The sequence below is a fragment of the Ramlibacter sp. genome, assembly GCF_029866045.1.
Classification (GTDB): Bacteria; Pseudomonadota; Gammaproteobacteria; order Burkholderiales; family Burkholderiaceae_C; genus Ramlibacter.
Window position 1 is genome coordinate 1 of the sequence record NZ_JARXAB010000095.1, and the last position, 25259, is coordinate 25259.

Annotated in this window: 27 protein-coding genes; 20 read left to right on the forward strand and 7 right to left on the reverse strand. The window is 63.5% G+C overall.

Annotated elements, in window-relative coordinates; genetic code table 11:
• From QE494_RS10590 to QE494_RS10645, 12 genes are all read left to right on the forward strand, one after another.
• On the forward strand, positions 1-383 hold a 383-nt coding region (locus tag QE494_RS10590; RefSeq protein ID WP_300043169.1), incomplete at its 5' end, for a hypothetical protein.
• Between the two features lie 63 nt (positions 384-446).
• The gene (locus tag QE494_RS10595) at positions 447-1442 is read left to right on the forward strand and encodes a tripartite tricarboxylate transporter substrate binding protein (protein ID WP_300043170.1); all 996 of its coding nucleotides are present in this window, start codon (positions 447-449) and stop codon (positions 1440-1442) included.
• 21 nt (positions 1443-1463) lie between these two features.
• A complete protein-coding gene (locus QE494_RS10600) occupies positions 1464-2438 on the forward strand; it encodes a tripartite tricarboxylate transporter substrate binding protein (RefSeq protein WP_300043171.1) in 975 nt (324 codons plus the stop codon).
• A 27-nt stretch (positions 2439-2465) separates the two neighbouring features.
• A complete protein-coding gene (locus tag QE494_RS10605; protein WP_300043172.1) occupies positions 2466-4160 on the forward strand; it encodes a methylmalonyl-CoA mutase in 1695 nt (564 codons plus the stop codon).
• The gene (locus QE494_RS10610; protein ID WP_300043173.1) at positions 4160-4624 is read left to right on the forward strand and encodes a cobalamin B12-binding domain-containing protein; all 465 of its coding nucleotides are present in this window, start codon (positions 4160-4162) and stop codon (positions 4622-4624) included. Before QE494_RS10605 ends, QE494_RS10610 begins: the two co-directional genes overlap by 1 nt.
• Positions 4621-5778: a thiolase family protein gene (locus tag QE494_RS10615; protein ID WP_300043175.1), complete on the forward strand. Its 1158-nt coding sequence runs from the start codon at positions 4621-4623 to the stop codon at positions 5776-5778. The genes QE494_RS10610 and QE494_RS10615 overlap by 4 nt, the downstream gene beginning before the upstream one ends.
• Before the next feature lie 13 nt (positions 5779-5791).
• Complete coding sequence (locus QE494_RS10620; RefSeq protein WP_300043177.1) at positions 5792-6184, forward strand: Zn-ribbon domain-containing OB-fold protein; 393 nt, start codon at positions 5792-5794, stop codon at positions 6182-6184.
• Positions 6181-7758: an AMP-binding protein gene (locus tag QE494_RS10625; protein ID WP_300043178.1), complete on the forward strand. Its 1578-nt coding sequence runs from the start codon at positions 6181-6183 to the stop codon at positions 7756-7758. The genes QE494_RS10620 and QE494_RS10625 overlap by 4 nt, the downstream gene beginning before the upstream one ends.
• Entirely contained in the window at positions 7755-9083 is a 1329-nt protein-coding gene (locus QE494_RS10630) for an MmgE/PrpD family protein (protein ID WP_300043179.1), read from the forward strand. Before QE494_RS10625 ends, QE494_RS10630 begins: the two co-directional genes overlap by 4 nt.
• Positions 9080-10261, forward strand: coding sequence for an acyl-CoA dehydrogenase family protein (locus QE494_RS10635; protein ID WP_300043180.1), 1182 nt, complete (start codon positions 9080-9082; stop codon positions 10259-10261). Before QE494_RS10630 ends, QE494_RS10635 begins: the two co-directional genes overlap by 4 nt.
• Positions 10262-10271: 10 nt before the next feature.
• Entirely contained in the window at positions 10272-11270 is a 999-nt protein-coding gene (locus QE494_RS10640) for an acyl-CoA dehydrogenase family protein (RefSeq protein ID WP_300043181.1), read from the forward strand.
• A gap of 168 nt (positions 11271-11438) precedes the next feature.
• Complete coding sequence (locus tag QE494_RS10645; RefSeq protein WP_300043182.1) at positions 11439-12050, forward strand: hypothetical protein; 612 nt, start codon at positions 11439-11441, stop codon at positions 12048-12050.
• A 96-nt stretch (positions 12051-12146) separates the two neighbouring features.
• On the opposite strand, the gene gph is transcribed toward QE494_RS10645, so the two are convergent.
• The 5 genes from gph to QE494_RS10670 form a co-directional block, all read right to left on the reverse strand.
• A complete protein-coding gene (gph, locus tag QE494_RS10650) occupies positions 12147-12854 on the reverse strand; it encodes a phosphoglycolate phosphatase (RefSeq protein ID WP_300043183.1) in 708 nt (235 codons plus the stop codon).
• Between the two features lie 223 nt (positions 12855-13077).
• Positions 13078-13761, reverse strand: a complete 684-nt coding sequence (locus QE494_RS10655; RefSeq protein WP_300043184.1) for a dienelactone hydrolase family protein — start codon at positions 13759-13761, stop codon at positions 13078-13080.
• A gap of 100 nt (positions 13762-13861) precedes the next feature.
• Entirely contained in the window at positions 13862-14737 is an 876-nt protein-coding gene (gene nadC, locus QE494_RS10660; RefSeq protein WP_300043185.1) for a carboxylating nicotinate-nucleotide diphosphorylase, read from the reverse strand.
• A gap of 5 nt (positions 14738-14742) precedes the next feature.
• Positions 14743-15225: a hemerythrin domain-containing protein gene (locus QE494_RS10665; RefSeq protein WP_300043188.1), complete on the reverse strand. Its 483-nt coding sequence runs from the start codon at positions 15223-15225 to the stop codon at positions 14743-14745.
• Positions 15226-15246: 21 nt separating this feature from the next.
• Complete coding sequence (locus QE494_RS10670; protein WP_300043191.1) at positions 15247-16212, reverse strand: tripartite tricarboxylate transporter substrate binding protein; 966 nt, start codon at positions 16210-16212, stop codon at positions 15247-15249.
• A 113-nt stretch (positions 16213-16325) separates the two neighbouring features.
• Here QE494_RS10670 and QE494_RS10675 point away from each other — a divergent pair, with 113 nt between their 5' ends.
• Genes QE494_RS10675 through QE494_RS10685 form a run of 3 tightly spaced genes read left to right on the forward strand, consistent with a single transcriptional unit; the run spans position 16326 to position 19042 of the window.
• Positions 16326-17291, forward strand: coding sequence for a PDR/VanB family oxidoreductase (locus tag QE494_RS10675; RefSeq protein ID WP_300043193.1), 966 nt, complete (start codon positions 16326-16328; stop codon positions 17289-17291).
• A gap of 24 nt (positions 17292-17315) precedes the next feature.
• Positions 17316-18512 (forward strand): Gfo/Idh/MocA family protein, encoded by a 1197-nt coding sequence (locus QE494_RS10680; RefSeq protein WP_300043195.1) that lies wholly within the window; start codon positions 17316-17318, stop codon positions 18510-18512.
• 14 nt (positions 18513-18526) lie between these two features.
• A complete protein-coding gene (locus QE494_RS10685; RefSeq protein WP_300043197.1) occupies positions 18527-19042 on the forward strand; it encodes a MarR family winged helix-turn-helix transcriptional regulator in 516 nt (171 codons plus the stop codon).
• Between the two features lie 39 nt (positions 19043-19081).
• Here the strand turns inward: QE494_RS10685 and QE494_RS10690 are convergent, their stop codons facing one another.
• Both QE494_RS10690 and QE494_RS10695 read right to left on the reverse strand, forming a co-directional pair.
• Complete coding sequence (locus QE494_RS10690) at positions 19082-20404, reverse strand: Rieske 2Fe-2S domain-containing protein (RefSeq protein ID WP_300043200.1); 1323 nt, start codon at positions 20402-20404, stop codon at positions 19082-19084.
• Positions 20405-20560: 156 nt separating this feature from the next.
• Entirely contained in the window at positions 20561-21208 is a 648-nt protein-coding gene (locus QE494_RS10695) for a TetR/AcrR family transcriptional regulator (RefSeq protein WP_300043202.1), read from the reverse strand.
• A gap of 171 nt (positions 21209-21379) precedes the next feature.
• On the opposite strand from QE494_RS10695, the gene QE494_RS10700 reads away from it, so the two are divergent.
• The 5 genes from QE494_RS10700 to QE494_RS10720 all read left to right on the forward strand — a co-directional run bounded on the left by QE494_RS10700 (position 21380) and on the right by QE494_RS10720 (position 25254).
• Positions 21380-22369, forward strand: a complete 990-nt coding sequence (locus QE494_RS10700; protein ID WP_300043205.1) for a TAXI family TRAP transporter solute-binding subunit — start codon at positions 21380-21382, stop codon at positions 22367-22369.
• A 40-nt stretch (positions 22370-22409) separates the two neighbouring features.
• The gene (locus tag QE494_RS10705) at positions 22410-23051 is read left to right on the forward strand and encodes a hypothetical protein (RefSeq protein ID WP_300043209.1); all 642 of its coding nucleotides are present in this window, start codon (positions 22410-22412) and stop codon (positions 23049-23051) included.
• Positions 23048-23632, forward strand: a complete 585-nt coding sequence (locus QE494_RS10710) for a hypothetical protein (protein WP_300043214.1) — start codon at positions 23048-23050, stop codon at positions 23630-23632. The genes QE494_RS10705 and QE494_RS10710 overlap by 4 nt, the downstream gene beginning before the upstream one ends.
• Positions 23629-23982, forward strand: coding sequence for a Rieske (2Fe-2S) protein (locus QE494_RS18520; protein ID WP_369289723.1), 354 nt, complete (start codon positions 23629-23631; stop codon positions 23980-23982). Before QE494_RS10710 ends, QE494_RS18520 begins: the two co-directional genes overlap by 4 nt.
• Before the next feature lie 90 nt (positions 23983-24072).
• On the forward strand, positions 24073-25254 hold the full coding sequence (locus QE494_RS10720) for an ABC transporter substrate-binding protein (protein WP_300043218.1): 1182 nt from the start codon (positions 24073-24075) through the stop codon (positions 25252-25254).
• Positions 25255-25259 lie beyond the last annotated feature (5 nt).

Sequence of the window (25259 nt, forward strand, 5' to 3'; positions counted from 1 at the left end):
TGTCCGAGCGGGCGGCCCATCTGCGCGAGGGTGTCAACGAGATCCCTGGCGATGCGCCCGTGTGGCATCCACCCGTGCTCACCACGGTGGCACTGAGTGGCAAGGGAATTGACACGCTGTGCACATGGCTGCAGGCGCACCGGCAATTTCTAGAGATGACCGGGCGCTTTGAACAGCTCAATCAGCAGCATGTCCTGCGCCGGATGCAGGCCTATTTCAACGAGGTGGTTCAACGGCGCTTGCGTGAGCGGACCGACCATCTAGGGCTCGAGCAACGCCTTCGCAACCAACTGGCCGAGGACAACGCCGACCCGCTGGTCATCGCGCGGCAGCTCGCCGATGCGGTGTTGCCGCCCCTCTCGTCCACCGTCACCCGCCCCTGATTTCCGTCGATGACTTCCCCTGTGTTTCACCCCAGCCCAAGCGCCACTAAAGGAGACAAACCCATGAAGAGCCCAACCGACAACACCCGCCGCCGCGGTCTGCAAATTGCGGCAGCCAGCCTCGCCGCAACCTTGCTGCCACAGGCCGTGCGTGCGCAGCAGGCCACCTGGCCGGCCCGCCCGGTGAAATTCATCGTCCCGTTTTCTGCGGGATCTGGCACCGACATCCTGGCGCGAATCCTCGCCGAGAGCATGTCAAAAAGCACCGGGCAAGCTTTTGTGGTGGACAACCGCCAAGGCGCCGACGGCATCCTGGGAACTGACTTGATCGCCAAGTCTCCCGCAGACGGTTACACGATTGGCGTCGTGCCCTCCAGCCCCATCGTGATGAACCCGGCGCTCTATGCCAAATTGCCCTTTGATCCGATCAAGGACCTGATTCCGGTCGCCAATATCGCCCGCGTGGGCTGCGTTCTGGGCGTGCAACCGACCCTGCCAATCAACAACGTGCAGGAACTGGTTGCCTACCTCAAGGCCAATCCAGGCAAGCTCAATTACGCGGCCGGATCCACCTTCACGCACCTCGCCGGTGAGATGTTCAAGCTGCTCACGGGGACCAATATGCAGGCCATCCCCTACAAAGGCACCGCCCCGCAAGTGACCGCGATGCTGGGCAAAGAGGTCGACGTGATCTTCGACCCGTTCCTGGGCGTTCAGCACTTCAAGGGTGGGAGGATCCGCCCGCTTGCGGTCACCTCAGGCACCCGATCAGGTGTTTTCCCCGATCTGCCAACCCTTCAGGAGGCCGGCGTCAAGGACTACCAGGTCGAGACCTGGATCGGTGTGTTCGCGCCCCCCGGAACACCCAAAGCCATCGTCGACCAACTGCACAGGGAAGTGAATCGGGTCTTTGCGACGCCAGAGGCTCGCCAGCGGCTTGCCGATCTTTCCTACGATCCGCTGCCGGATACGCAGGACCAATTCGCCAGACGCATCGTTGCCGACACCGCCCGCTGGGGCAAGACGGTCAAGGATGCCAATTTCGCAGTGAACAAATAAACGCCGAATCAGGAGACACACATGAAACGCTTCCAATTCATCCGGATTTTTTCAGCCCTCGCCGCGGCCTTTGCGATCACGCCGGCTTTGCACGCGCAGACGGCTGCGTGGCCGAACAAGCCAATCAAGATGATCGTCCCCCTGGCGCCAGGCGGCGGGACGGATGTGGCGGCGCGCGTCGTCGCACAGTACCTGGGCGAGGCACTGGGTCAGACGGTCATCGTGGAGAACAAGGTGGGCGCCAATGGCGTGGTGGGCGTGGGCGAAGCGGCCAAGGCCGCACCCGACGGCTACACGATCGTCGTGGGCTCTTCCACCACGATGGCCGCCAACAACTTCTTGTACAAGAGCGCTACCACCGACCCCCTGCGGGACTTTGCTCCCCTGGCCATGCTGGGAACGATTGACTTCGCCATGGTGGTTCCGGCGTCCTCGAACATGAACAGCCTCAAGGACCTGATCGCTGCGGCAAAGGCCAACCCGGGCAAGCTCAGTTACGGCTTCGGCTCAAGCGCCGCATTGCTCTGTGGCGAAATGTTCAACACGGCCGCCGGCATCAACATTACCAAGGTCCCCTACAAGGGAACCCCGCAATCGCTGACCGACCTAGCTGCCGACCGCATTCAGCTGGTGTGCGAGCCGCTTGGCACCAGCATGGCCCTCATTCGCGGTGGCAAGCTGCGCCCTCTGGCCGTGACAAGCAAGAACCGTAACCCGCTCTCCCGCGATGTTCCCACCATGGCCGAGGCCGGACTGCCCATGGAGCACGAAACCTGGGCGGGCTTTTTTGCGCCAGCCAAGACACCGCGTGAAGTGGTGCTGCGTCTGAGCAATGAAATCGTCAAGGTCATGAGCCGCCCCGATGTCCAGGCGCGCATCACCGAGACCGGGTTTGTCCCGCGCCAATTTGGCACGGAAGAATTCGGTGCCATCCACCGCGCCGACTTCGCCCGCATGGCCAAGCTCATTCCTGCCGCCGGAATTAGCCCGGAATAACTTCACACCCCCGCGACAGGACAACGCATGGCCCACCACCGACCCGCCCGCCCCGCCCGGCCTGCGGCGACCCACTACGACGCCTGGTTCGATATGAACCAGGACGAGTTACGGCAGACCCGCAAGCCTTCTTTCGTGACGCCCAACGGCGTCACTGTCCAAACCCTCTACACCCCCGAGCATCTCGAGAAAGAGGGTTGGAACTACCAAAGCGATGTCGGCTTTCCGGGCCAGGCGCCCTGGACCCGGGGCTTCAACCCGGCCGGTTACCGGCGCGAGCTCTGGAAGACCGAGATGTACGCGGGGTTTGGCTCGGCAGAAGAGGCCAACGAGCGCTATCGCTATCTGATGTCGCAGGGGAGCACAGGCGGCATCTCGATTGCGCTCGATCTGCCAACCCAGATCGGTTACGACTCAGACCACCCCATGGCACGCGACGAGGTGGGCCAGATCGGCGTGGCGCTGACCTCACTCGACGATGTGGAACGGGTGTTCGACGGCATCCCTCTGGAGAAGGTCGGCCACATCTTTTCCACCGCCAATGCCATCGGCCCCATCGTCTGTGCCTGGCTTTTGGCCCTGTATGAAAAGCGGGGCACCAAGACCGGCGATTGCATCGTGCAGTTGCAAAACGACCCCATCAAGGAGTACGTGGCGCGGGGAACGCAGTTTCTTCCGATCGAGTCGGCGGTCAAACTTACTACCGACATGATCGAGTACTGCCAGACGGCGGCGCCCGAATGGCTTCCGATCTCGGTCTCTGGCTCCCACATGAAGCAGGCAGGAGCGACCTGCATCCAGGAAGCCGCCTTCACCATTTGCAATGCCATTACCTACGTCGAGAGCTGCCTGGCGCGCGGCTTGAAGATCGACGACTTCGGACATGTTCTCGAGTTGCACTTTTGCACCGAGATGGATTTCTTCGAGGAGGTAGCCAAGTACCGCGCCGTGCGCAAGGTCTGGACCCGGCTGGTCCGCGAGCGCTTTGGCGGAACCACCGAGCGCGCCCAGCACTTCCGCCTGCACGCAGCAACCTCCGGACGCCCATTGACTGCGCAGCAGCCACTGAACAACATCGCTCGCATCACCCTGCAAGCGCTGGCGCAGATCCTGGGCGGATGCGAGCAAACGCGCACGGCTTCGTTTGACGAGGCCCTGGGTATTCCGACCCAGGAGGCCGCGCGCACCTCGATCCGCGCCAACCAGATCATTGGCTACGAAAGTGGCATCCCCGATACCGTGGATCCGCTCGGCGGCTCCTATTTCGTCGAGCATCTCACGCTCACCTACGAGCGGGAGATCGAAGCAATCATCCGCAAGGTCGACGAGATGGGTGGCGCGCTCGCAGCCGTTCGCGAGGGCTACTACAAGCGCGCCATTTCCAAGGGGGCCTACCGGGAAGCCTGCGCGATCGAGAGCGGCGAACAGGTCGTGGTGGGTGTCAACCGGTTCCAGTCCGAGGAAAGCCAACCCGTACCCACCTTCAAGCTCGATCCGGGCGCGGCGGAGCGTCAGGTGGCCAAACTGGCTGCCGTTCGCGCGAAGCGCGATGGTGCCGAGGTGCGCAGGACGCTGGCCAATCTGCACAAGGCCTGCGCGGCCGGCGGCAATGTCATGCCAGCCATCGTTGAGTGCGTGAAGGTATACGCCACCATCGGCGAAATTGCCGATGTGTGGCGCGATGTGTACGGCGTTTATGTTCCTGAATCGGAGAGGTTCTGATGGAAAAGCAGGCTCAAACTCCCGGCCAAGCCACACTGGCGGCGGGCCAACGCCCCATCCGCGTGGTTCTCACCAAGGTCGGTCTGGACGGCCATGACCGCGGCGTCAAGGTCATTGCCCAAGCCTTGCGCGATGCCGGCATGGAGGTGATCTACGCCGGCTTGCGTCGCACGCCAGAGGACATTGCACGCATCGTGCTCGAGGAAGACGCGGACGTCCTCGGTCTCTCTATCTTGTCGGGCGCGGTGGTTCCCTTGACACGCCGGGTGCTGGAAGCCTTGAAGGCACTGGACATTGATGACGTGGTGCTGGTGGTCGGCGGCATTGTCCCGGACCCAGCACGCGCAGAACTGAACGGCATGGGCGTGCCGGGCGTTTTCACGCCGGGCACGTCGCTCACAGAAATTGTCAAATTCATCGAGTCGAGCGTGAAGCTCGATCGGGACTACGGAGAAAAACAATGAAGGGCCGCCACGTTTACATCAACGGCGTGGGGTTTCATCCCTTCGGTCGCTTTCCAGACAAGTCGCTCAAGACGCTCGCGGCAACGGCGGCCTTGGCCGCGCTGGACGATGCCGGCATTGGCATTTCCGGCATTGACGCAGCCTTGTGTGCCAACGCGTACAGCGGCCTTCTCAATGGGCAGGAATCCATCCGTGGAGAAACGTGGCTGCGGGGCATCGGCCTGGGCGCCATCCCCGTCATGAACGTCGAAAACGCGTGTGCCAGCGGAAGTACGGCGGTCCATCTCGCCTGCATGGGTATCGCCAGTGGCAACTACGACACCGTTCTGGTTGTCGGCGCCGAAAAGATGTTCGTCAATGACACCGGCCGCACTCTCGCTGCCCTGGCCAATTCAGCCGACACCGAGGTGATGGGCAATATCGGCATGCAGTTTTCTGCGGTCGATGCCATTCGCGTACGCGAAATGATGGCCGAGGAAGATGTCGGTGCAGAGGCCTTCGAGTGGATCACGATGAAGAACCACGATCATGCCGTGAGCAACCCCATCGCCCAGTACCGCAAGCCGATCAGCATGGAGCAAGTTCGGGCCTCGCGCATGATTGCCGACCCGATTCGCCTGCTGATGTGCAGCGCCATTTCGGACGGTGCGGCTGCTCTGGTGATCTCCAGCCAACCGGGGCGTGGTGGCGTGCGTGTTCGCGCCAGCGCCCTCACCTCTTCCCCCTGGCGCTTGGCGCCCGGTGCGCTGCCTGGCCCCACCTTAGCGGCGGACAAGGCGTACGCGCAGGCGGGGATAGGCCCTTCGGATCTCGATCTGGCCGAAGTGCATGACGCTGTATCGCCCGCCGAACTGATGCACTACCGAGAGCTTCGCTTCTGCGAGGACGGTGAAGTGGCCAAGTTTGTGGCCGAACGCGCCAGTGCCCTGGGTGGGCGCCTGCCTGTCAACCCCAGCGGAGGGCTCAACTCCCGGGGGCACCCGGTCGGAGCCACCGGGGTGGCGCAATTGCTCGAACTCACCCTGCAATTGCGCGGCGATGCCGGGGCGCGCCAGGTGCCTGGCGCACGCCTCGCACTGGCCCACAACTCAGGGGGCTGGATTGGCGAAGACCCCGCAGTGAGTGCTGTCCATATTCTTGAACGCACGGCATGAGGGAGATTTTCTGATGCAAAAGGCCAACCCCCATCTTTTCGTCCTTGAAGGCGAACTACCCGACGCACCGGGCCTGCGCGGCACTCGCTGCCGTCAGTGTGCACAAGTGGTGCTACTTCAAGTTTCCGCCTGTCCGCGTTGCGCAGGCCGCGACCTCGAAGCCGTCTGTATCGGCCAACGTGCCACCTTGGGCGAATCGTCAGAGGTGTTCCACTCTCTCGACGGTTTCGAGGCCCCCTACTTCATCGGGATGATCAAAACCGAACAGGGGCCCGCGACATTCGCGCCGATCGCCGCTGCGCCAGGTACCGCCTTGACGGCGGGCATGGCCCTGAAATTCACGCTTCTCCCCCGGCCTGACGGCCGCGTCGGCTTTGCCTACGCCATTGCAGAGGGCGCAGCATGAACGTTGCCGACCAATTGCACCGGGCGGCATTGCTCTATGCCGATCGGGAGGCGGTGCGCTGCGGCGATGAAGTTCTCACCTTCGCCGAGCTGGAAGAACGCAGCAACCGATTGGCCAATGCGCTGCTGGCCCACGGACTCGCGCAAGGCGACCGGGTGGCCACGTGGCTGGAGAACTCGATTCGCTGCATTGAGTTGGACTATGCCCTGGCCAAGGCCGGCCTCGTTCGCGTGTCACTCAACCCGCGCCTGACCCCCCGCGAGGCGCAATACATCGTTGCGGACAGTGACGCACGCTGCATGGTGTGGGGCGCCTCCTTTGACGAGGCGATGGCGACGGTGCTGGCCGAGGCGCCACTCGTGGAGCTTCGGCTGCGAGACCCGGAAGGGGTTGCGCCAACCTCGCCCTGCGTCGACTTTGAACAATTCCTGCTGTCTGGCGCCGCAAGTGCACCAGGTCGGCAAATCGACGGCGAAGACCTTTACTGTCTTTTCTATACCTCGGGCACGACCGGCCGCCCCAAAGGCGTGATGCTGTCGCACCGCGCCATGCTCCATGTGTCGTGGAACCTGCTCATGGAGATCGGCCCGCTGGAGATCGGCGAAAAGATCTTGCTGATGCAGCCCCTGAGCCATGGCGCAGGGTTTTTCGTCTTGCCCCAGGCGATCAAGGGCGGCTGCAGCGTCATCATGCGGCAGTTTGATCCCGCCGAAGTGATTCGCCTGGCGACGGTCCATCAGATTGAGGTGATCAAGCTCATTCCCACGATGCTGCAGCGCATCTTGCGCGTCCCTGGCCTCGACCAGATGAAGCTCCCCCACTTGCGGGCACTGGTCTACGGCGCCAGCCCCATGCCGGCGGAGCCGCTTCGCCAGGCCATCGAGATTTTCGGCCCGGGACGCCTGGTCCAGATCTACGGCCAGAGTGAGTGCCCGGTGACCCTGTCGGTCCTGCACGGGAACGAGCATCGGCTCGATCAAGCGTACCCACAGCGGCTGCTGTCCGCCGGCCGGCCCTGGGCCACGGTGCAAATGCGCGTGGTCGACGATGACATGAAGGACGTGAGTCCTGGCGGCATCGGCGAGGTGGCCTTGCGGGGCCCCCACCTCATGACCGGCTACTGGAAGCGCCCCGACCTCACCGAGCAGGCGATTCAAGACGGTTGGCTGCGCACCAAGGACATGGGCCGCATCGACGAACACGGCTATGTCTATTTGCTGGGCCGCAAAGATGAAATGATCATCAGCGGCGGCTTCAATATTGCGCCGCGCGAAGTGGAAGACGTCATCTACCGCTTCGATGGGGTTCTTGAAGCCGCTGTATGCGGCGAAGCCGACGAGGAGTGGGGCCAGGCCGTCGTGGCCTATGTCGCGCTTCGGCCAGGGCTCACCGGTTCGGCTGGCCCGATGGTGGACTTTCTGCGCGCGGAGCTGGGGTTCAAGCGGCCCAAGCGCATCTACCTCGTCACCGAGCTGCCCAAAAATGCAGCTGGAAAAATCCAGAAAAGTGCGCTCAAGCCTGCACTGGCCATTGAAACAATCGGCGCAGCCAAGGTCACGGAGACAAGCACATGATCGACCCGATAGGCAAGAGCGTCCATTCCATCCGCTGGGACGCCTTCAGTGACAAGGCCCAGAAAAAATTGCTGCTGTGCCTGCTCGCCAATTTAGCCGTTGGTATCGCAGGACGATCCGCCATGCGCATGCCCCAACCGGCGGCGGGCGCAGGGCATCTGCTGCTCGATGGCGGCCAGACGCCCAGCGCACGGGATGCCGCGTTCTACAACGCGGCCCTGATGCATGCCCGAACGCAAGATGACTTCCACCCGATTGGCAATCTGCATCTGGCCACGGTGATCCTTCCGGCGCTTCTGGCACAGGCGGAAAGCAGCCCTGAAATCTCGGGCCGGGATTTCCTCGAAGCCATGGCCACTGGCTATGCCTGCGCCACGGGGCTGTCGGCCCAGTTCTCGCCCCTGGGGACGCCCAGAGGATTGCGCTCGACCAGCCTGTACTCCGCCATGGGAGCCGCTGCTGCCGTGGCACGCCTGCGCGGACAGGATGCCGCCGGCATCGCCAACACCATCGCACTTGCTTCCCAATCGGCGTTTGGAACCACGCAGTGCTGGCGTGATGGGAGCGACGAGTACCAGTTGCATGTCGGCAATGGCGCGTCGCAAGCGATTCTGTGCGCCCAACTGACTGACGCGGGGGTACACGGAGGCACCCACGCGCTGGACGGCCCCAGCGGCTTCTACCCTGCCCTGCTCGGGCAGGTGCCGGCATTCGACACCATTGCGGCGGATTTTGACGCTGAAGCCTCCATCCTCAAGACGGTACTCAAACGCTATCCGGTCAGTGGCATCTGCCAACCCGTGGTGCTGTTGTCCGAGCGCCTCGCAGCGGCCTTGGGGACTCAGCGTGTCCAGTCTGTGCGGGTCGAGATGAACGCGTTTGAGATGAACTACCCGGGCACCCTGAACGCCGGGCCCGTCTACAAATCTTTCTCAGACCGGCTCATGAGCGCTCGGTTTTGCGTGTCCTCGGTGCTGGAGAACGGCCACTTCGACTTTGCAGCCTTCGTACGACCCTTGTCCGCAGAAGGCAGCCGCATCATTGCAGCGACCGATGTGCAATCTGCCGACGACCTGGGCACACTCAGCTGCCGCATCCGCATCACGACGACCGAAGGCCAGACGATTCAGGGCGAGTTGCGCGATGGCGGCGACCAACTGACGATCGACTGGTCGTCCATCGACGAGTGGTGCGCCCAGTTGTGGAAGGAGGCAGGACGCCTACCGCGCTATGGCCAAGCCCTGCGAAGCGCCGTCGAAGACCTGCCAAAGACTGGCTTCGCGCCGCTTCGGCAGGCCCTGCTCGGCTCGGGGGCGCCGGCATGAGCAACTTGCTCGGCGCCTTTGCCCATGCCAGCCTGCCCGCTTCGGCCCAGGCCTACCGGCGCGATGTGCAGGCTTTCCTGCGTGAGCATCAACCCAGCCAACCCGCTGATGTCAGAGCCAGATCGTGGATGGGATTTGACCCGCAATTTAGCCGTGAACTGGCGAAACGTGGTTGGGTGGGTGTCACGCTGCCGGCTGAATATGGCGGAGCGTCCTTGGACGCTTTTTCACGCTTCGTTCTCGTGGAAGAACTGCTCTGCGCCGGCGCACCGGTCGCGGCCCATTGGATCGCAGATCGCCAGAGCGGCCCCCTCATTCTGAAGTACGGCACGGACGCCCAGCGCCGTCACTATCTGCCTAAGATTTGTGCAGCAGAGGCGTTCTTCTGCATTGGCATGAGTGAGCCCAATGCCGGCTCAGACCTGGCCAGCGTGTTGACCCGGGTCACCCGCGAAGCAAATGGCTGGCGGCTCAATGGTCGAAAGATCTGGACCACCTACGCACACCACTGCCACTACATGATCGCCCTGGTGAGGTCACAGGGAGCGCCAAGCGATCGGCAAAAGGGCTTGTCTCAGTTCATCATTGATTTGTCACTTCCCGGTGTCACGGTTCGGCCCATTCGCGATTTGTCGGGGGACGCGCACTTCAGTGAGGTGAGCTTCGATGATGTGTTTTTATCCGACGATGCGCTGATTGGACAGGAAGGCGCGGGCTGGGAACAGGTTACGGCGGAGCTTGCATTCGAGCGCAGCGGTCCGGAACGGATTTATTCCAGCATGGTCTTGCTCGAACACTGGATTGCCTGCCTGAAGGCAAATGGCGTGAGCGGCGGCAGAGGCGGTAGCAGCAGCGATACGCACGCGGCCTTGATCGGGCGCTTTGCGTCCCACCTCTCGGCGCTGCGCCATATGTCCATTGCGGTGACGGCAAGCCTCGTTCAGGGCGGGAGCCCCGTGGTGGAAGCCGCACTGGTGAAGGATTTGGGGACTGAGTTCGAACAGTCAGTCCCTGCCCTGCTCGAGGGCGTGCTCGGTGCGGATCCCAACGCATTGCCCGATCCACAGTTGTTGCGAGCGATGACTTATCTGAGCCAGATCGCTCCCACATTCTCATTACGCGGCGGAACGCGTGAAATTCTGCGCGGCATGATCGCCCGTGGACTTGGATTGCGCTGAAGGAATCACGATGTTTGCTGAGGCTCTTGAGGCGATTTTGAAAGACCACTGCACACCGGCGGTGGTGAGGTCCATTGAGGAAGGCGCCTCAGGACTCGACTTATGGGAAAAAATTGAGGGCGCGGGCTTCTTAGACCTGCTTGCGCCTGAATCCGATGGCGGGGGCGGGCTGTCCCTGGCCGAGTTCTACCCTGTCTTGCTGGCGATTGGCCGCCACGCACTGCCACTGCCCTTGGCGCAGTCCATGGCCGCACGGGCGCTGGCAGGTGACGCTGGCGAACTTCCCAAAGGCTTGATCTCCATGGCACCCGGCGTCACCGAGGGTGCGGATGGCACGCTTGTCTGCCCGTTGGTTCCGCATGGCCTACAGGCTTCGCATGTGGTGCTGGTGCACCAGGGACGCCGCAGGCTTGTAGACGCCCGCAATGCCGAGCGCAGGGCCTACGGCGCGCCGGGTCGACATACCGCCACTCTCTGTTGGGCGAAGGGTCATGCAACAGGCGCAGACATCGGCCAGGACTTGGGCCCGGACAGCGGCGAGTTGGAGGCATGGGGGGCCTCGATCCACGCCGCCTTGATCGCCAGCGCGATGACCCGTGTTTTTGAAATGACGCTCGAGTATTGCAACGGCCGTGAGCAATTTGGCCGGCCCCTGGGCAAGTACCAGGCCGTGCAGCACCAACTCAGCGTGATGGCCCAGCAGGTGGTTGCCTCGAGCAGTGCTGCCCAGGCCGCCTTTCAGGGGAAGGGCCAGAGCCCGAGCTTTTTGTCTGCCGCGGCGGCCAAATCACGAGCGAGCGAGGCCGCGGTGAGTGTCGCCAACACGGCCCATGCACTGCATGGCGCGATTGGGGTCACTGCTGAATATCACCTCCATCTCTACACACGGCGCCTGCACGAATGGCGGCTGGCACATGGCTCGGAAGAATGGTGGAACTTGAAGCTGGGTCACGCCGTTCTGGCGTCGGGCCAGGGTCTCTCGGAGTTCATCCATACTCTTCACACCTGAACCTCACCAAAAGAAGTACGACATGCGTGATTCAGTGATTGGGCGGATCCCCGGCGTCGCTCTGGCCTACGCTACTCTGATGTGAAGACGCAAAAGAGCCTGCCTCCTCCCCTATTTTGCTTGCTCCTCGCGTCGGCGTTTACGGTCATTGCCGGACCGTCCGCGGCCATGGAGGCAGTCGTTGCCCAAGACACCCTGATCCTGTCCGGGCCGGTGGTCGAAGGCGACATTCAGCGCTTTGACAACGCTTTGGCCCAGAACCCTGGCGTCAAGACTGTCGTCTTGCGCAACTCTTGGGGCGGGCACATCGACTCCGGCTATCGGATCGGCGAGCGAATACGTGAATTGGGTCTCTCCACCGCCGTCTCGGGCCATTGCGTTTCATCGTGCTCGCGCATGTTTCTGGGCGGCAAGGAGCGGCGCTTTTCCAGCGACTTCTCTCTGGAGAGAACCTTCGTCGGCTTCCATGGCCACTATGACGCGACCGGCAGGGTCAATCAACGCTTGGTCGAACGGCTGAACCTGGCGCAGTGGACGATCAAGCACTCAGACGGCAAGGCCGACCCCGCCCTGGTACAACGCTGGGTGTCGATCGAGCTCAACACCGGCATGGTCGCGTTCATGCATCCCGACACGCGCACGCCGTTTCGCACCGACAAGACATTCTTTTGCCAGGGGCGGGAGTCCAATCGCCCCTTGGGTTGCAGCACCCTCTCGGTCACGGCGCTGGACATGGGCGTGGTCACCGACATCACCCTGGTGCGCAGCCCGGATCGGTGAGCCTGGCGGGTCAGGCGAAATCCGCGCAGAAGCCAAAGAGGCGTCCCTGCGCATGGGGACATGCACAGGCCCGGCTGCGCACCGCGCCCCGCTCGCTCAGCGCGCCACCACGTCCTGCAACTGGGCCAGCGAATCGAGCCAGGCCAGGGCCGGGGTATTGCGGATCGGCTCGCCGTGGTTGTAGCCGTAGGTCATGAGCACCACCGGGCAGCCGGCGGCGTTGGCCGCTTGTGCGTCGTTGCTCGAATCTCCCACCATCAGGGTGCGCTCTGGGGCGGTTTGGAGGGCTTCGCAGGTTTTGAGCAGGGGCAAGGGGTCTGGCTTTTTGCGCTCGAAACTATCCCCGCCGAAAACCTGCGCGAAGTAAGGTGACAACCCCTTGGCCGCCATCAGAGGCCGGGCGAAGGCAATCGGCTTGTTGGTCAGGCAGGCCAGCGGCAGGCCCATGGCCTGGAGCTGCGCCAGGCCGTCCATCACGCCAGGGAAAACCTGCGAAAACCCGCCGTTGATGTCCAGGTAATGATGCTCGTAACGCGCCCACACGGGCGAGAACAGAGCCTCCACCTCACGGACGGTGTCCGCATGGGCGCCCTGGGCCGCTTGATCTGCCAACTGGTGGGCCAGCACGGTACGGATCAAGTGCTCCGAACCCTTACCGATGGATCGCTCGATCAGGCTCCGACTGGCGGGCGGCACCTGCAGGTCACCGAGGGCCCGGTTCAGGGCGACCTCAAAGTCGCCAAGAGTGTCGACCAAGGTGCCGTCCAAGTCGATGATGACGGCTTGCAATTCGAGTGCATTCATACCCAGTTTCTACCCCGTTGATCATCGCCGCTAATGCAGGTCCTTGCCATCACCAGCACACGCCTGCTACCGGTCCAGGTTCGCTGGCTCCTCGCCTTCCTCGTGGCAAACATTGCACAGCGGCCAAAGCCTTCGCGGACCGCATGAGCAAAGCCGTGCGCACAAGGGCCCTCGGAAGTAGGTCCTGCGCTCATGGGCCGAAATCGCCCCCTGAAGCGACACATCACTTCAGCCGCTCTGACAGAAACCGCGTGACCGCTGCCTGTGCAGCCGGCTCGAAAGCTGTGGCATGACCCACGCCAGGGAACATCAGTTCGGTGGCATTTGTCCTCCGGTTCCACGCCGGGGTCTGGACGCATTGCTTGAAAGGAGAGCTGACGAAGTAGGGATCTTTTTCCCAATTCAAGGCGAGGACCGGGGTGTCGAACTTAGCCCGCACGCCACCGCGCGCGGCACATGGAAACCCCGACAGCACGATGGCCCGAAACCCGGACTCCGGGGTGAGGTAAGCGGCCATTGCGCCCTCGCTATGGCCCATCAAAAACACCCTGCCCTTGTCGGCCCAGGGCTGCTCCCTCACTTGAGCCATCGCGTATTGGGCCTCGGCAGGTCGCAAATCATTCACCGGAACCAGACCCAAATTGGTTGTGTGTGACGAGGGGTCACAGTTTCTGGGCCGGTTGGGAATTGCGAACGAGTCGGGCATCACCACGATGAACCCCTGTCGACTCAGCGTCTCAGCCCACTTCTTTTCATGGACACCAATACCCGCACAGCCGTGCATCAAAATGACGACGGGCATCGGCGCCTCTGTTTTGACCGTGGCAGGTGTCTTGGGGAAAAAATTGGAGGGCACATAGACCACGGCCCCGTCCCAGGACTTTGAAATCTCGTAGTCCGCAAGCACTTGGGCACTTGCGGTAGCCGGTCCAAAACCGCCGCCCAAGCGAAGACCAGCAGCAGCCACTTCATCGCAGGACCCGCGCTTTCAGGTTGCCTCGCCAAGCTCAAGGCGAGGAGCGCTGTTCAACCGGCCGGTCGGCAAAGCGCATGGAGAAGTCCACCGCCTGGATGTCCTTGATCAGACCGCCGACCGAGATACGGTCAACGCCGGTGGCAGCCAAGTCGGGCAGTGCCTCGAAGGTCACCCCGCCGGAGATTTCGAGGCTGCAGCGCCCCCCGGCCATCTCCACCGCCTCGCGCAGGGTGGGCAGCGTCATATTGTCCAAAAGGACCATCGTGACCCCCACGTCCAAGGCCTCCCGCAGCTGGGTCAAGGTCTCGACCTCCACCTGGATGAAGGCCACCGGCTGCCGGCTCGCCAGTGCCTGCGCAGCGCGGAAGGCGGCGGTCAGTCCGCCGGCTGCGGCAATGTGGTTTTCCTTGATCAGGATGGCGTCGTACAGACCCATGCGGTGGTTCTGTCCGCCGCCGCAGCGCACCGCGTATTTCTCGGCGACGCGCAGACCGGGGATGGTCTTGCGGGTGTCCAGGATGGCGGCGCGGCTGCCCTGCACCGCCTCAACGTAGCGGGCGGTCTTGGTGGCAACGGCACTCAGCGTCTGCAAAAAGTTCAGACAGGTGCGCTCGGCGGTGAGCAGCTCTCGGGCCGGGCCAGTGATCTCCACCACCTTGGCGCCTGGGGTGGTGAGGCCGCCGTCGTCAATGAGCCAATGGGGCTTCGCGGTGGGCGCAAGCTGCCGAAGCACCTCGTCCACCCAGGGACGGCCGCAGACCATGGCCGCCTGGCGGCAGACGATGGTGGCGGTGACCTGGCGGTCAGCGGGGACGAGTGACGCGGTCAGGTCGCCGCTGCCCACATCCTCTTCGAGGGCGCGGCGCACGTCGGCCCGGATCTGGTCGGGCGAAGGGGTAGCTTGCATGGGCGTTATCGGTCAAGGCTCCGAGCATTATCGCTGGGGGTGCGACGCCGACCGATGTCACGGCGCACGACGACCGGCTTGCCACCGAGGCGCTGCTTGCACATCCAATGTGCCAGCGCAGAGTCGAGGTAGTCCGCATGGCCGGGGAACCAACGGGCCAGTTCCAGCGCTAGGCGGCGGCAGACCGCTGCGTCGCCCTGGGCGAGACGCTGCTTCACCCCACGCAAAGACGCGAGCACGGCCGCATGCTCGTTGACATGGCATTCGCGTGCGGGGAACCCGGTTTCTTCCATCCAGCGGTCCTCCTCGCCGAAGTGCGCAAGGACATGGGCCTCCAAGGCGTCGAGCGCCGCCGGCAGGTCGGCGTCGGCGGCCTGCTGCAGCGCGCTCAAGCACTGAACAAACTCCTGGTGAACACCATCCATAGGCCCGTAGCCCAGGAGCAAGCCGTCATGCCAGGCGAGCGTTTCGTCCCCTGCCTCGGCCATTTGCGCACCGGGGCTCGCCACTCACTCGGCCTTCAGGTCGGCTTCCTTGCCGGCCTTGGCCATGGCCTGGTTCTCACGGTCGATCTCACGGCGATAGGAATCCGGATTCCCCCCCACACCCATGATGCCGGCCGCGGTGAATTTTTCGATGACGTCGGGTTGCTGCACTGCCCAGGCAATGTCGTCGGCGAGGCGCTTGATGGCCTCGGGGCTGGTGCCCGCCCGGGCGAGCGCACCAATCGTGACCGAAAAGTCAAAGCCAGGAATCAACTCAGCGATCGCCGGAACTTCAGGCACCTGCGGGGAGCGCTTGCTGTCGTTGCTGCCGACCAGCACCACCTGCCCCGACTTCACGAAGCCGACCATCGAGGGAAGCGCAGCGAACAGGAAATCAACCTGACCACCCAAGAGCGCGGGCACCGACTGGCCAGACCCGCGGAAAGGCACGTGGCGTATGTCGAGCTTGAGGTCGGCCTTGAGCGCCTCCATGGTGAGGTGATGGGTGCTGCCGATGCCCGAGGAGCCGTAGGTGTAGTTGCCGGGCCCAGCCTTGGCCTTGTCCACGAAGTCCTTGAGGCTTTTGACGCCGGTCTTGGGGTGCGCCACTAGGAACAGCGGAGAACGGGCAATCAGCGACACAGGCAGCAGGTCACGGCCGACGATGTAGGAGGCCGACTTGTTCAGAAGCGGGGTGATGGACAGCATGGAGCCGTCGGAGACGATGAAGGCGTGGCTGTCGTTCGGCCCGGACAGCAGGTTCTGGTAGGCCACCACACCGTTGCCGCCAGCCCTGTTGTCCACCACCACAGACTGCCCCATGCGCTCGGTGAGCTTTTGGGCCACGATTCGCGCGACGGAATCTGGCAACCCGCCCGCTGCATAAGGGACGATCAACTTGACCGGCTTCGTAGGCCAGCTCTGGGCCAGGCCGGCCAGGGGCAATGCAGCCAGTGCAAGGCTGAGGGCTGCCAGGGTTCTGCGTTTCATGACTGACTCCGGGTTTTTGAGGATGTATTTTCTTAGCGGGCTAAGATAATTCAATTTTTGAGAGCACCCCGGCTCTTGTCAAGCGTGCTAACCCCGTCACCCGAGTGCCGTCCATGACCCTTTCTCACCCTCTGCGCCCCGTTCGGGTCATTCGCAAGCACCCGATCGCACGGGACATTCATCTGCTTGAACTGCGGGATCCCTCCGGGGAAAGCTTGCCCGCATTCTCGGCGGGTGCACACCTGCCGGTGCAAATCCCGACGGGCGCCATGCGTCACTACTCGCTGTGCGGCGATCCGAGAGACGCGGGGGCGTATCAGATCGCGGTCAAGCGGGAGGCCACAGGCCGGGGGGGATCGATCAGCCTCATCGACGGGGTGAATGAGGGCGACACCCTGATGGTGGGCGAGCCGGACAACCAGTTTGCCCTCAGCGAGAAGGCCCGTAGCTTCATCTTGATCGCAGGCGGCATCGGCGTCACCCCGATGCTGGCCATGATCCATCAGCTGCGTGCCGAAGGCCAGCGGCCCTTCAAGCTCTATTACCTGGCGCGTGACCCGGAGTCCACCGCTTTTGCCGAGACGCTGACCGCACCCGAGCTGGCTGCCCAGGTGCTGATTCACCATGACCACGGCGACCCGGCCCGTTCGCTGGACCTCTGGCCGGTACTCGAAAAATCGGTGAGCGGAGCACATTTGTTCTGCTGCGGCCCCAAGGGGCTGATGGACAGCGTGCGCGACATGAGCGGCCACTGGCCGACCAGCGCGGTGCACTTTGAGAGCTTTGGCGCCGACACCCGGCCGCGCGAGGACGATCAGCCGTTTGAGGTGGTTCTGCAGCGCAGCGGCAAGCAACTGAGCGTCGGGGCGCGCCAAAGCCTGCTCGATGCCCTGCGTGGCCACGGGGTACAGGTACCCAGCTCCTGCGAAAGCGGCACCTGCGGGTCCTGCAAGGTGGGGCTTCTGGAAGGTCAGGCTGATCACCGTGACTACGTCCTGCTGCCTGAGGAGTCGGACACCCACCTGATGGCGTGCGTGTCACGCGCCAAGGGCGGTGGGCCGCTGGTATTAGACCTATGACATTCGACCAATGACATTGGACCTATGACACTGAACCGCGCACCCCTGCGGATCGGCGTGCTCGGACTGGGCCGCGCCTTCACCCTGATGGTGCCCACCTTCAGCCGAGACCCTCGCGTCCAGCTGGTGGCAGCCTATGACCCGCAAAAGGCGGCCTGTGCAGCCTTCACCCGCGAGTTCGGTGGTGTCGCGCACGCAAGTGCGCAGGCGGTGTGCGCTGACCCGGCGGTCGAGTGGGTGTACGTGGCCACCCCCCACGCCATGCACGCAGAACATGTGCAACTGGCCGCGAGCCATAGCAAGCATGTGCTGGTTGAAAAGCCCATGGCCCTCGGCCTGGAAGACTGCACCCGCATGATCGATGACTGCGCCCGCGCTGGCACGCAACTGCTAGTGGGCCACAGCCACAGCTTCAACGCGCCGGTGCGCCTGGCGCGCAACCTGATCGCCAGCGGCAGCTTGGGGGCGGTGCGTCTGGTGCACGCGATGAATTTCACCGATTTCCTCTACCGCCCGCGCCGGCCCGAGGAACTCGATACCGCCCGCGGCGGTGGCGTCGTTTTCAGCCAGGCGGCACACCAAGTAGACATCGTCCGCATGCTGGCGGGCGGCCAGGCGCGGTCGGTCTATGCCCGTACCGGCGCCTGGGATCCGGCCCGCCCCACCGAGGGCGCCTACACCGCATTGATCGACTTCGCAGGCGGGGCGGTGGCCAACCTGACCTACAGCGGCTACGGCCGCTACGACACCGATGTCATCATGGACGGTATCGGCGAGATGGGACGGCCCAAGGCGCCAGGCACCCATCAAGCAACAAGGCAGCGGCTCGCGGCTGCGACCGATGAGGCCGCCGAGGCCGCGCAGAAGGCGCAGCGTAATTTTGGCGGCAGCGCCTACCAGGGCGACGACGGCCGGGTGCCCGACGCGTATCAGCACTTCGGCCCGGTGGTCGTCTGCTGCGAGCACGCCGATCTGCGGCTGACGCCGACCGGAGTCGAGGTGCATGACCTGGCCGGCCTGCGCATAGAGGCGCTGCCGGCCCCGACGGTGCCCCGCAGCGAGGTGATCGACGAGTTATGGGCGGTGGCGCGCGAGGGCCAGGCCCCGGTGCACAGCGGCGCCTGGTCGAGGGCCACGCTGGAGGTGTGCCTGGCCATCCTGAGCTCGCAGCGCCAAGGCGGGCCCATCCCCCTCCACCAGCAAGTAGCGTTGGCTGCCTGAGCCCGCAATCTGCCATGACAAGCCCCAGCCAGCCCGCGAACGACACCCACCAACTTCTGAAGCACTGGCGCGAGTCCGTGCCCGACGACCGGCTCGCGCACTTGGTCCGTGATGTGGCACGCGCCCAGATGCGGGCGCTGCAGCAACGCCTGACTCCCCATGGCGTGTCCTTCGGACACTGGACCTTTCTTCGCATCCTCTGGATCCGTGACGGCCTGACCCAGAAGGAGCTGAGCGACCTGGCCGGCGTGATGGAGCCCACCACATTCAGTGCGGTCAAGGCCATGGAAACCATGGGCCTGATCGAGCGGCGACAGCGCGAGGGCAACCGGAAGAATATGCACGTCTTCCTCACACCCGCAGGCCGCGCCCTGGAGAAAAAGCTGGTGCCGCTGGCCGAGGAAGTCAACCACATCAGCATGCGTGGGCTGTCGGACAAGGCTGCGGCAACGCTGCGCAAGTCTTTGCTGTCGATGATCGAAAACCTCGCCGCCGAGGAAAGTGGCGGGCTCGGCGACGAAGGGGAATAGACGCCGGAGAGCGGCTGGTGCGCTGGGGCAGTTAGACCTTCAGGCCTTCACCGCATAGTTTTGGTCGGTTCCTGCTTGGGCCTCTTCCACACCCAGCCAGATAGGGTGGGCGTCGTAATCGCGCCAGTCGATGGTCTTGGGGATGACATGCTGGAATGAGCAGACATCGGTAGGCGTTGCCTGGGCACCTGTGCCGATGGCAGGGCTGCCGTCTGCCACTGCGCGCACAGCCTCGATCATCTGCTTGCGAAACTCCACCACCGCCAGGTCACTGGCACCGAGCCTGTCGCGGGTCCGGTCGGTCACGCGTCCCATGGACACCCACATGGCCATGTCCTGGTTGGGAATTCCTTGAATACCGGTGAAGTTGCCGTCCCGCATCGCCTGCCGGTCTTGCCAGAACCGATTCTCGTGGTTGCGCAGCGGCCGATAGCGCTCGTCCACGTCGACACCCACGGTCAGATGCAGAAAGCGCCGCCATGCTTCGGTGTCTGGCGTCTGCTCGGCGTGGCCCCAGCCGATGAAGTAGAACACCATGTGGGTGTCGTCCATCGGCACGTTGACGTTGGCCACGTTGTACAGGTTGTTCGGCGGAATCAACACGGTGAACGGCGCGACAAAGATGGTGGTGCGCACATAGTCGTGCGTCTGCGCATTGAAGATGGGCCGTCGAATGGCGGCGTAGCGAAACCCGTAGCCGGTGCGCTGAACCTGCATCCGCGGGGCCTTGTCGGTGGTGGGGCGCAGCCAGTTCTTGTCATTGGCCTCAGCGCCCTGCACGCGTGCCGGCACCATGTCTGAGCTGTGCAGGCTCGAGCTGTGGGCCGAGTCGATCGCGCCCTCGAGCACCTGCACCCAGTTCACCGGCAATATGGCCTTGCCAATGGACACGCGCGTGTCAGCCGTGGGCGCCCAGCGGGGCGGCACGAACTCCGGCGCATCGACCTGCGGGTCCATCCAACCCCACACCATGCCGCCCCACTCCTTGACTGGGTAGGCCTTGTGCTTGACCTTGTCCATAAAGCCGCTGGCCGCCGGTTCGGACACCATCTCGATCACGTTCCCGTGAACGTCCATCTTCCAGCCGTGATAGAGGCAGCGCAGACCACCCTCTTCGTTACGGCCATAGACCAGCGAGGGTCCGCGGTGTGGACAGGCCTCGTCGAGCACGCCCACATTGCCGTCGCTGTCGCGGAACACCACCAGGTTCTCGCCCAGGATGCGTGCGGACACCGGGTCGCAGTCCGGCTCTGCCACCTCCTCGCTCAGGCAGATCGGCACCCAGTGCTGTCGCATCAGGCGGCCCATGGGCGCTTCGCCCTCGACGCGGCACAGCAAATCGTTTTCTTCGCGCGTGATCATGGTGTGAGTTTGCTCAGATAACCGGACACCGGAATATCCTTCGAGGGCTAAGAAAGAGCATCCGGGATATCCCTAGGGCGCGACCCCAGTGGGGCAAAAGTCCTCGTCGACAGTGCTCGCTGACAGTGCTCGCCGACAGTGCGCGCCGACAAGGCCTCAGTCTGCGGCCTGGCCCGAGGAGAGACCGGTCCGATGGCGCAAGGCCTCAATGGCGTAGTTGATCGTGGCCTGCTTGTTGGACTTGCCCGCCTCGCCAGCGGAGGAGATCGCAAGCCCACGCGAAAGGGCCCAGATCGCACGGATGATCAGAATGCCCTCGCTGGGCGGGATGCCACGCTTCTTGAGATGGGCCAACCAAAGCGCCTCGGTTTCAGAGCGCTGGGAGGTCAGAAGCCGGATGGCCGTATCCCCCACCAGGGTGTGCCTGCGCACCGACAGAAAGATGTCGAGGTAGATCAGGAACTCGGGCGCCGTGTAGAACCGCTCGGCGCTTCGGGAGATCGTGACCAACAGGTCCTCGTCCACCGGCGCGCGCGAAGCCTCCTGGGCGGCCCGCCGCATCACGCGTTGCGACAGCCGCTCCAGGACAGCCACCACAAGACCATCTTTGCTGGGAAAGTGGTGCAACTGCCCACCCAGCGACACGCCGGCTTCACGGGCGACAGCGGCCACACGAAGCGATGCGTAACCGTGCTCGGAGAGCAGTTGGGTGGCGGCCTCAAGAATCAGTTCGCGCGTCGCGTCCTTCTGGTCGCTTCGAAGGGTGCGCGATTTGGGGGTCTGCCGAATGCCGCTCTTGTCCACTTTCGCCGTCTCCACTGTGCACAGCGCGCAGAGGCGCTTGGGTCGCCATTTTGGTGCGTGCTACCGCCCGACCGCTGCAAAGTATGCCCCTAGAACGCGACCGCTAGGGTTAGTACGCATTCCGACAATTTTCACCGTAAGAACATACTGCGGAATGAAAAGGAGACAGTCATGGATATGAAGACGGTCATCAATAAGGACACCGTGGGTCCACGCGTCAATTTCAAGATCGTTGCAGACTGGGGCAACGCCAACTTTCATGCGATCGCGGGCTGGATCTGCGCCCACCTGCGCTGGCGCTCGGAGCCTGACTCAGAGTTCTGGATCAAGACCGGAACCGGCTACGGCGACAACATCAAGGCTTTGGCCGCGGGAGAAGTCGACCTGGCAATCACGACCCCCTTTGACCTGGCCCCCGAGTGGGCGATGGCGGGCTCACACTACTTCGCCGGTCGCGGGCAGTTGCCTGGCATGCGTGCACTCGGCTGGTTGCCGCAAAACGACCGCCTGGTGTTCGCCATTCGGGCTGACACCGGAATCACCTCATGGCAGGATCTGCGTGACCGTAAATTTCCGCTGAAACTGGCCAGCGCGTTTCGCACCGAAGACAACATGATGATGTGGGCAGTCGATCGTGTTCTGGAAGAACATGGGATCGAGGTTGAAGGCTGGGGGGGGGAGTGGCTGGAGCATGACTTCCCGCGGATCTGCGTCCCGTTCGTCACCAACGGACAAGCCAATGCAGTGATCAATGAAGCGATCGTGGTGCCGCAGTGGCGCGAGCTGGTCGAGAAAGTGCCGATGCGCTTTCTTTCCTACGAGCCGGACGCATTGCAACGCTTGCAGACGAAGTATGGTCTGCGCCCCGGTGTCATGCCCAAGGGCTATCTCAAGGCGCCAGAAGACGTGCAGTGCATCGACTGGTCAAACTGGGCGATCCTGGTGCGTGACGACATGGACGATGACCTGGCCTACCGCATTACCTCCTTGATGGTCGAGGAACGTGCCGAGTTGGAAGGGCGTTACCGGCATCTCCCGTCCGAGCATGCGGCGATGACCTACCCGATCGACCCCTATGCCATGTGGAAAGGTGTGGGCGCGCCCCTTCACCCGGGCGCCGAGCGCTACTACCGCGAGCATGGGTACATGAAGGGCGCCTGAGGCCCGATTTCGACCGACCCACCCCTTCCTACGAGGCCCCATGCTCTATCAGGATATTGCCCTGACCACGCCGCTGGAGGACACGCTTGACCAGTGGAACCTGCTGGCAGACGATGCAATCCGCCAGTTCTTCGGATTCAAGGGAACCGGCGACAACATCATCGGGATCCGCAACATCGAGCGCGCCACTGTCGCCCAGCTCGGTGAGAAGACGGTTCCGGTCGCTCTGCCTGCCATTCGCAAGAACTACGAGATCGGTCCGCAAGGCGTGGTCGAAGTGCCGCGCATCCCCTACTCCGCGCACGTGACGCGTGCAGGAACGCCGCACCGGACGCAGCATGTCTTTGGTTACTGGCACATCAACGACAAGGATGAAATCATCATCCCTCTGCCTCCTGATGGCGACCGACCCGGGCGGGTTCTCATCATCATGGGGATGCCAGCGGGAGATGAGACTGACCGGTTTGCCTGGTATTGCGACAAGTGCCTGACGCTGCTTTTCATGCGAGAGTCCACCAACTTCGACAAGTTCTGGGCCGCAGAACTGGCGGCTGTACGGGACTACAACGCGGATCCAGAGCACCAGATCTGCCCCACCTGCGGGCACCACAACCCGCTGGCCTACTCGGGCATGCAGCAGGCCGACCGTCCCGAAGAGCGCGAGGCGAGGTTTCTGTGGTGAACCGCGGCTACCTCCCCTCCGCTGCGGCGGTTCCGGCGCCGGACATGTCATTTGTGCGCCTGTTTGGCGACGCGAGCCTGGGCTGGCAGCACAGAGGCCAATACGCCATCTGGACCGGAACGTCCAGCCAAGAATCACGATACCGCTTGCTGGAGCGCATCGGCCAAAAGGTCGCTTGCCTCGAGTTGGCCGACGGCGGCCCCGTGTTTCACAGGATCGGCCGTGGGATCCCCTTCACCATCGAGAACATGATGAGCTTTTGGCTCACACTGGACTCGGACGCCATGTGGCTTGACACGCCCAGCGAGGCAGGACGCTACGCGCTGCTTGCCGTAGGCGGAGCCGCTGGCAAACCCGCCACTGCGACCGTGGATTGGACCTGCCCGAGCTGCGGCACCGCCATCGGGTCACGCACAGTGCCGATCGCAACCGCGGGCTTTGTTGCCATGCTCAAGACCGCAGAGGCGGCCGCTGCTGCATTCGACGCCGATGCGCAGTCACGTCGCTGCGGCGCCTGCGAGATGGTTCACCCGCCAACCACGGCGATGCGGTCAGGCCGGCATTTGCAGGGCGGCGCATGACGATACAAACACCGCCTCCACCCTCAGAGCCGTCCCATCTGGCCTGCGCAAGGTCGGATGTCCCGACCGATGGCGCTGTTTTGACATGCCGTGTGGAAGGACGCGCCATCGCGGTCGCCCGGAGATCCGCAGGGAGTGACGACATCGTCGCCTTCGATACCCGCTGCCCGCATATGGATGGCCCTTTGCGCCTGGGCCGGGTGGTCGAAGGAGAAGTCATTTGCCCCTGGCACTTTTTCAGGTTCGATGTTTGCACGGGCCACGCGGTCGCCTGCGACAAGAGCCAGATGCAATTGAAAATCTATCCGGTCAAGGTGCTCGACGAAAAGGTCTATGTCGACATCCAATAATCGCGGCACGAGCCAAGCCACGGCCGGCGTCGTGGCGATCACCCCCAGTTCTTGATTGACTTCGCAACCCACCACACAGGACACGAACCCATGACAGCCATGAAACCCCTCGCCGCCTTGCTCGTTTCTGCCCTTTGCGCCGCGGGCGCCGCGCAGGCCCAGACCGGCCCGATCAAGATCGGCATCATCCACCCGTCCACAGGCCCGCTGTCGACGCCCGGCATTGAGGCCACCAACGGCTTCCAGATGTATTTCAACGAGATCGGCAACCGGATTGCCGGCCGGCAGGTGCAGTTTTTCCAGGAAGACGAAGGGTCCAACCCAGCCCAAGGGCTGGAGCGGATCAAGCGCCTGGTGGAGCGCGAGGGCGTCCATGTCGTCACGGGCATCACCTCAAGCGCGGTCGGCTACGCGGTGCGCGACTACATCCATGAAAAGCAGATGCCCCTGGTGATCATGGGCGCAGCGGGCGCCAATGACCTCACTGCCGCCCGGGGCAGCCCGTACATCTTCAGAACCAGCTTCACCAACCGGCAGTTCACCGCGCCTTACGGGCAGTACGCCTGCCAGAAGATGAACTACAAGCGAACGGTCATCCTGGCCTCGGACTTCGTGACGGGCCAGGAGCAGGCCAACGCGTTTGAAGAGTCGTACAAGAAGGCGGGTTGCGAGATCGTCAAAAAGATCATGGTGCCCCTGGGCACGAGCGACTTCGCCCCCTTCCTGGCACAGATCCCGAGCTCCAACGTCGACGCGGTCTGGGCCATGTTCCTCGGCCAAGATGCCATTGGCTTCGTCAAGCAATATGACCAGCTGGGCTTCAAGGCCCGTATTCCCCTCACCGGCTCGGCCGGTTTGACGTACGAGCCACTGCTGCCGGCCATGGGCCGCTCGGCGGTGGGCGCCCAAGTCTCCACCTGGTACATCCCAGACCTGCCCGGAGACGTCAACAAGCGCTTTGTCGACGCCTACACCGCGCAGTACAAGTCGGTGCCGGGGTCCGCCACCGCGGGAGCCTATGTGGGCGCCATGGCCTTGGCCAAGGCCATCGAGGCGGTCAACGGGCGCGTCGAAAACAAGGCCGAGTTGCTGGCTGCGCTGCGCCGGGTGAATCTGCCGTCCACGCCGCAAGGGCCCTTCCGCTTTGACGACAAGCAAAACGTCGTCTTCAACCTTTACGCGGTCAAGATCGTCGATCGTGGCGGCAAGCCGGTCCCCGAACTGGTGGCGCCGATTGCCACCGGCGTCGACCAGGCCTGGCAAGCGCGCTGAACTTC